This is a genomic window from Pseudomonas sp. 05N434, from assembly GCF_056396965.1.
In genome coordinates this window covers 1-7,099 of record NZ_JBFTMK010000277.1, presented here as the reverse complement: position 1 = coordinate 7,099, position 7,099 = coordinate 1, and the positions used below count along the sequence as shown (strand labels likewise).

General features: G+C 58.1%; 9 protein-coding genes. 1 reads left to right on the top strand and 8 read right to left on the bottom strand.

Annotation, left to right across the window (positions count from 1 at the left end; genetic code table 11):
* Positions 1 to 565 precede the first annotated feature (565 nt).
* Positions 566 to 1,165, top strand: coding sequence for a response regulator (locus tag AC1DLB_RS17805; protein ID WP_477785368.1), 600 nt, complete (start codon positions 566 to 568; stop codon positions 1,163 to 1,165).
* A 91-nt stretch (positions 1,166 to 1,256) separates the two neighbouring features.
* Here the strand turns inward: AC1DLB_RS17805 and AC1DLB_RS17800 are convergent, their stop codons facing one another.
* The 8 genes from AC1DLB_RS17800 to metG all read right to left on the bottom strand — a co-directional run.
* Positions 1,257 to 1,436: a PA3496 family putative envelope integrity protein gene (locus AC1DLB_RS17800; protein WP_018926601.1), complete on the bottom strand. Its 180-nt coding sequence runs from the start codon at positions 1,434 to 1,436 to the stop codon at positions 1,257 to 1,259.
* Positions 1,437 to 1,543: 107 nt separating this feature from the next.
* The gene (gene nth, locus AC1DLB_RS17795; protein ID WP_018926600.1) at positions 1,544 to 2,182 is read right to left on the bottom strand and encodes an endonuclease III; all 639 of its coding nucleotides are present in this window, start codon (positions 2,180 to 2,182) and stop codon (positions 1,544 to 1,546) included.
* Positions 2,179 to 2,793 (bottom strand): Rnf-Nqr domain containing protein, encoded by a 615-nt coding sequence (locus tag AC1DLB_RS17790; RefSeq protein ID WP_018926599.1) that lies wholly within the window; start codon positions 2,791 to 2,793, stop codon positions 2,179 to 2,181. Before AC1DLB_RS17790 ends, nth begins: the two co-directional genes overlap by 4 nt.
* The gene (locus AC1DLB_RS17785; protein ID WP_064616314.1) at positions 2,786 to 3,397 is read right to left on the bottom strand and encodes an RnfABCDGE type electron transport complex subunit G; all 612 of its coding nucleotides are present in this window, start codon (positions 3,395 to 3,397) and stop codon (positions 2,786 to 2,788) included. Before AC1DLB_RS17785 ends, AC1DLB_RS17790 begins: the two co-directional genes overlap by 8 nt.
* Positions 3,394 to 4,386 (bottom strand): RnfABCDGE type electron transport complex subunit D, encoded by a 993-nt coding sequence (locus AC1DLB_RS17780; protein ID WP_018926597.1) that lies wholly within the window; start codon positions 4,384 to 4,386, stop codon positions 3,394 to 3,396. The genes AC1DLB_RS17785 and AC1DLB_RS17780 overlap by 4 nt, the downstream gene beginning before the upstream one ends.
* Entirely contained in the window at positions 4,373 to 5,377 is a 1,005-nt protein-coding gene (gene rsxB / locus AC1DLB_RS17775) for an electron transport complex subunit RsxB (protein ID WP_477744528.1), read from the bottom strand. The genes AC1DLB_RS17780 and rsxB overlap by 14 nt, the downstream gene beginning before the upstream one ends.
* Positions 5,374 to 5,943: an electron transport complex protein RnfA gene (locus AC1DLB_RS17770; protein WP_477744529.1), complete on the bottom strand. Its 570-nt coding sequence runs from the start codon at positions 5,941 to 5,943 to the stop codon at positions 5,374 to 5,376. Before AC1DLB_RS17770 ends, rsxB begins: the two co-directional genes overlap by 4 nt.
* Positions 5,944 to 6,087: 144 nt before the next feature.
* A partial coding sequence (gene metG / locus AC1DLB_RS17765; RefSeq protein ID WP_477785367.1) for a methionine--tRNA ligase subunit beta occupies positions 6,088 to 7,099 on the bottom strand: 1,012 nt, incomplete at its 5' end.

Below are 7,099 nucleotides of genomic sequence, written 5' to 3'. Positions count from 1 at the left end.
GGACAGTGCTGCAAATATTGCAATGATTGTCATGGGGTTGGTGATTCTTTTTTTGAGTTTTGTCATGTTTTTTACTCATTAGGTATTATCTTTTTCTCTGTTGGTTTATAGGGTGTGTTTTGGTGGTGATGCATGTATGAGTGTGTTTTTTTGTATTTGTTATTTTAAGTTTCTTTTTGTTGTGTGGTTGAGGTTGATATAGTAACTGTATTGTTCTGGGTCTGGGTATGRCTGTTTATTTGTTTTAAAGTTGTGTGGGTTTGTTTGAGTTGTGAAGTGTTGCTGTATGTAAGTTTTTTCGAGTGGTTCGGGCCAGGTTATGTAAGATTCTGCAAGATACTCGTTGCCTTTAAGGGTAGCTTAATAGTCACGGTCTGTCGGACCAAGGGCGTTGAACCCTGTTTTTTTGGGGGGTGAATTGTTACAAAGACATTGTCGAAGCGTTTAGCAGTGTTCGGCCAATAAAATCCCTGGCTCATCATGCGCAATGATTTCTTGTAGGAATAATCCGTGTTGTTTGTAGGTAATGTCTCTCGGTGCGAGTGGTCGAGGGGGACGGCATGCCATGGGTGAAACGCGTCTTGCGGTACGTATGCTAATGGAGCGTCATGGCTACGAAGTCATTGCAGAAACAGACAATGGCGTGGATGCATTGCAACTTGCTCGTGAACTTATGCCGGATATCGTTATCCTGGATATTGGAATACCGAAGCTGGATGGGTTGGAAGTTATCGCGCGCCTGACCTCGGCGGCGATGCCTCTTAAAGTGCTGATATTGACGTCCCAGGCTCCAGGACATTTTTCCATGCGTTGTATGCAATCGGGTGCCGCCGGATATGTCTGTAAACAACAGGACCTTACTGAGTTGCTCAGTGCAATAAAGGCTGTATTGTCAGGTTATAGCTACTTTCCTAATCAGGCGCTGCATACTGTGCGCTCCAGTCTTGGGAATGCCAGTGAAGCCGATATGGTGGATCGTTTGTCCGGGCGGGAAATGATGGTCCTTCAGCAGTTGGCCCGAGGAAAGACAAACAAGGAAATCGCCGATGGGATGTTCCTCAGCAATAAAACCGTCAGTACTTACAAGACTCGCCTGTTGCTGAAGCTCAATGCTCGCTCACTGGTCGATCTTATTGAATTGGCTCAACGTAATGGCCTGGTATGAGTATGCCAGCGTTTGACGAGGGGCGATGAGCGGGCGTTTGTCGGGGATGGGCACTTAGTAAAAAGCCTCCGTTTCGGGAGGCTTTTAGGTGTCATAGGTCAAAATCGTAATCGGCCAATTGCTTTTGCAGTCGGCGCTCCTCCAGCAGATTGTCGATGGTGCGGCGTTTGCTCAGGTTGGTCTTCGCTACTTCCACCACCGGTTCTGCGTCATCGGCCTCAACGGCGGTGAAGTCGTCTTCTACGTCCAATTGCTCTTTGCCAGTGCTCATAAGGTTAACTCCAGGCTAAGACTGCCTTTGGCGCTCCTTATATCGACAATTTCCCGGCGGGTAAAAAAGATTTTTTCAATCGGCTAATCAAGAAAACTAATAGAGCCTCAATCGTCCGAGGTCTTTTGCTTGTATTCGCATAAGTCCTCGATCCGGCAGCTGCCACAACGCGGCTTGCGGGCCAGGCAAACGTAGCGTCCGTGGAGAATCAGCCAGTGATGGGCGTCGAGCAGATACTCCTTCGGCACGAATTTCATCAGTTTCTGCTCCACCTCGACCACATTCTTGCCCGGAGCAATGCCGGTACGGTTGCTGACCCGGAAAATGTGGGTGTCCACGGCCATGGTCAGCTGACGAAAGGCGGTATTGAGCACCACATTGGCGGTCTTGCGGCCGACGCCGGGCAACGCTTCCAGCGCTTCGCGGGTCTGCGGTACTTCACCGCCATGGCGCTCTACCAGCAAGCGACAGGTTTCGATCACGTTTTTTGCTTTGCTGTTATACAGGCCGATGGTCTTGATGTACTCCGATAATCCTTCAACGCCCAAGGCATAAATCGCCGCCGGCGTATTGGCCACCGGAAACAGTTTGGCGGTGGCCTTGTTGACGCCGACATCGGTCGATTGCGCCGAGAGAATCACGGCAATCAGCAGTTCGAACGGCGAGGAATAGGCCAGCTCGGTCTTCGGTTCAGGATTGTCTTCGTGAAACCTGCGGAAAATTTCCAGACGTTTTGCGGCATTCATGGGCGATGCGTTTCCTCGAAGGAGGTCAATGTGGGGGAGGGGCGGGTCCAGGCCTGACGTGCGGCGATCAGCAGCCCCAGCAGAATAAACCCGCCGGGGGCCAGCGTGGCCAAGCGCAGGCCACCGTCAGCGGTGAGCACCCAACCTTGCCAGTCCGGTTGCATGGCAGCGGTCAGCCAGGGCAGATGGCTACCCAGTGTCCCGTTGCCGATAAGCTCGCGGAGCAGGCCCAGGCCAATCATCAAGGCGCCGAACAGGCCGCACAGGCGCAGGCGGTCACGCCTTGTGCCCTGGAAAAAACCGTTATGTTCCAGCACCACGCATTGCAAGGCGATCAATCCGGTATAGAACCCCAGATGCTGGTGCCATTGAAGCGACCAGGCTTGCATGGCGAGTTCCACACAACTGGTCAGTGTGGCAGCCAGCAGGAGGCAGGCCAGTAAATGGGTTGCCGGAATCAGTCGTGAGCGCAAGATACCCATGCTCACGTCATAAACACTGAGCACCAGAGCGAACATCAGCCACAGGCCTAGAGCCGTTACCAACGAATCAGTGACGCCGATCAGAGGCGCAAGCATCAGCGAGTTCTGCAGGGTTGATGACTTATTCATGGGCGCTGCTCCCGATCAGCGGTTGCCGGTGTTCATCGAAGTAACGCAATGCATCGTGGGTGGCATTGATCACCGCTCTTGAGGTGATGGTCGCGCCTGCGATCTGATCGAATTGCCCTCGGTCCTTTTTCAAGGCCCAGCCAGTGTCGCTTGGTTCACCTAGAGACTTGCCGGTAAACACTTGCAGCCAGGCATTGGGCCAGTCGGCGAGCTTGCCGCCCAGCCCCGGGGTTTCCGATTGCTTGAGGGTTTTGACCCCCAGCAACGTGCCATGGGGGTCGATGGCGATCAGCAAATCGATGGCGCCGGCGTAGCCCAGTGTCTGGCTGCGCAGCAACACGGCGCTCGGTTGGCCGGCCTTGGACGCCAGATAGCCATTCAGCAGCGTGCTGTTGGGCAGGCGTGTTTTTTCGACGTTGAGGGGGTGTTCCAGTGGCTGATTGTCGTAGCTGTCGGGCGCTAGCAGATCCAGCAAATTGCGGCTGTCGATCAGGCGTTGTTCGGCGGCAATGCGTGCGGCGCTGGTGTACTGCGCGAGGTAAGTCGCGCCTGTCCCCAGGCCTGCCAGTAATACCAGGGTCACAACGCTTGTCGCTCGGTTCATGGGCTGACCTGCGCTTGTCTGGAGGCAGCAAACCGCTCCAGCGCCGGTACACAGAGGTTCATCAGCAGGACGGCAAAAGCCACCCCGTCGGGATAGCCGCCCCACGTGCGAATCAAGTAAGTCAGCAGCCCCACTCCGGCGCCGAACAGCAACCGGGCCGTGGGGTTTTTCGCGCCGGATACCGGTTCCGTCACGATGAAGAAGGCACCCAGCATGCTCGCGCCAGTGAGCAGATGGAAGAGTGGCGAGCCATGGGAATCGGAGCCCGAACCGTTCCAGCACAACAGGCTGATGACGAACAGGCTGGCGAGCATGCCGACCGGCGCATGCCAGCTGAACACCCGCCGTTGCAGCAGAAACGCGCCGCCGGCCAGGAAGGCCAGGTTGACCCATTCCACGCCCCGGCCGCCGAAATGGCCGAATGCCGGGTTGCCGGCAAACAGTTCGTCCATGGTCAGGCTTTTGTTGATTCGCAGGCTGTCCAGCGCGGTGGCCTGGGCCCACGCGTCTGGTGTCTGGCCGAGGTTGAAGCCGAACACTTGTTGCAGGCCAGCGAGGAAGTCCATGCCGTGGGACGACGGCCAATGGGTCATTTGCTGAGGAAACGTCACTGAAGCCAGGGCGAAACCGAGCATCGCCGGGTTGAACGGATTCCTGCCGACGCCGCCATACAGGTGCTTGCCGAAAAAAAGTCCGAATGCCGCAGCGCTGACCGTCAGCCACCATGGGCAATAAGGCGGCAAGGCCAGGGCCAACAGGGTCGCGCTGACCAGCGCACTGCCATCGCTCACTGTCGGTTTTACAGGTTGCTTGCGCAGCTGTAACACCGCTGCTTCAACGGCCAGTGCGGTAGCTGCCGTCAGAATCAGGTTGATCAACACGCCCCAACCGTACAGCCAGAACAACATCAGCATTCCCGGCAGGGTGGCCAGCAACACCAGCTTCATGGCCTGCTGAAGGCGTTCATCCACCGATTCAAGGGGCGGCATAGGCATCCACCTGCCGCTCGGCTTCGCTGAGCGCATGTTGCAATGCTGTGATCTGTTCGGCCGGCGCTTCGTTTGTTTGAGCCTTCTTGAGTTCGGCGCGGCGCATGGCCAACTGGATCTTCGCCCGTTTCAGCTCGGCATCGTTTGTCGGAACAGGTGGAGTAGCTACCACCGGTGCACTGCTTTCCAGCAGCGACAGCGCCTGTTCGGCAGCTTCGAACTGCTGTTGCAGCACGATCAGTTGCGATTGCTGTTCGAAGGTCGGTGGATGCCCGAAGGCCTTGAGCGATTTATTCAGCTGCGCCCGACTCATCGCCAGATCGACCTTGGCCTTTTTCAGCGCCGCATCGGCATTGGCGGCCTTCTGCGCACGCACGCGCTCGAGCGCGGCCTGAACCGGGTCGAGCGTCACTTCACTGTGCTGCACGGCGCGTTGGGCGCGGGTCTGACGTTCGGCGAGTTTCTGTTCCTCTTCGCGATGTAGGCGGGCATTGCGCTGTTCGAAGCGACGTCGCGCGCGGTTGCGCTTGGCGGCCCGGGCCTGTTGCTCCTCCAGGCTGAACGCCAGCCCACCGACAATCGGCAGCGTGGCCAGCGGTAGCGGATGCATCTCGATGCAATCCACCGGGCAGGGCGCCACGCAGAGGTCGCAACCGGTGCATTCGTCGACGATGACCGTGTGCATGAATTTCGCCGCGCCGACAATCGCGTCGACCGGGCAGGCCTGAATGCATTTGGTGCAGCCGATGCATTCGGCTTCGCGGATGTACGCGATTTGCGCCGGTGCCGAACCGCGACTGACGTCCAGTTCCAGCACCGGCACTTTCAGCAGCTCGGCGAGGGCCGCGATGGTTTCGCTGCCGCCCGGTGGGCACTTGTTGATCGGCTCGCCGCTGGCGATGCCTTCGGCGTACGGTTTGCATCCGGGGTGGCCACACTTGCCGCATTGGGTCTGCGGCAAGAGGGCATCGATGCGTTGAATCAGACTCATGTTTTGATCAGCCCGCTGAATCCGAGAAAAACCACTGCGATCAATCCGGCGCCGATCAATTCGATCGGCAGGCCGCGAAAGGGCAGGGGGACATCGTTATCGAGTGTGCGTTGGCGCAAGTCGCTGAACAGGCTCAGCACCAGCCAGAAACCCAGCCCGGCACCGAGGCTCAAGGCTATGGCGTGGAAAAGTCCCTTGTCGTCCTGAGCGTTGAGCAGGGTCAGCCCAAGCACGCCGGCATTGCCCAGCAGCAGGGGCCAGAGACCCTCGAATGAAAGCTTGGCGAATAACCGTGGAAGCAGTTTCAGCAGCGGGCCGATCAGCAGAGCGCTCAGCGGCAGGAATACGAACAGTCGCAGCGACGTCAGCCCCAGCGGCACCAGCAGCCAGTGGTAGAGCGCATGGCCGAGCGTGCCGACGATCAGCATCAGGCACGTCGTCGCGATGCCCAATGCATGCACTTGTCGCCGCTCGCTGCCCAGCACCGGATCGACGCCCAGCGGCCAGTGCAACACGAGGTTGTTGATCAGGGCAGCGCTGATAAGCGTAAGAAGCAGTTCGGTCATGATCGTGCCGGTAAGAACAGGGCTTTCTTAAGGGGCTCTCTAAAAAGAGATTAGGCATTATCCGGCAAGGAAGGAGGGTGGGCCAGATATGAAAATCCCACAGTCGCGCCGGGCACGACTGTGGGATCGGTTTAGCGCAGGACTTTACTTGATGCGCTGACCTGGCTTGGCGCCACTGTCGGGGCTCAGCAGATAGATTTCTTCGCCACCAGGGCCGGCCGCCATCACCATGCCTTCGGAGATCCCGAATTTCATTTTGCGGGGCTTGAGGTTGGCAATCATCATGGTCAGGCGACCTTCAAGCTTGGCCGGGTCCGGGTAGGCGCTCTTGATGCCGGAGAGCACGTTGCGTTGCTCGTCACCGATGTCCAGGGTCAGGCGCAGCAGTTTGTCGGCACCTTCGACGGCTTCGGCCTTGAGGATCAGGGCGACGCGCAGGTCGACCGCGGCAAAGGTATCGAACTCGATCTCCGGCGACAGCGGATCCTTGGCCAGTTCGCCGTTGCCTTGAGGCGCGGCAGCTTCGCCGGTGTCGGTCTGGCTGGCGGTCAGGTCTTCTTTCGAGGCGTCGGTCATGGCTTGCACTTTTACCGGGTCGATGCGGGTCATCAACGGTTTGAACTCGTTCAGCTGATGGTTGCTGAGCAAGGTGGCGTGGTCGTTCCAGGTCAGCGGTGCGACGTTCAGGAACGCCTCGGCATCGGCGGCCAGCAGCGGCAGCACCGGCTTGAGGAAAATCACCAATTGGCGGAACAGGTTGATACCCAGGGCGCAAATGGCCTGGACTTCATCCTGCTTGCCTTCCTGTTTGTTCAGCGACCATGGCGCCTTGTCGGCGATCCAGGCGTTGGCTCGGTCGGCCAGGCCCATGATTTCGCGCATGGCCCGGGCGAAGTCACGCGCCTCGTAGGCTTCGGCGATGCTCGGTGCTGCGGCCAGGAACGCTTCGGTCAGCTCTGGCGCGGCGTTGCCGGCCACCAGCACGCCAGCGTTGCCTTTGTTGATGAAACCGGCGCAACGGCTGGCGATGTTGACGACTTTGCCGACCAGGTCCGAGTTGACCTTCTGCACGAAGTCTTCGAGGTTCAGGTCCAGGTCATCGACGCCACGGCTCAGCTTGGCCGCGTAGTAGTAGCGCAGGTATTCCGGCGACAGG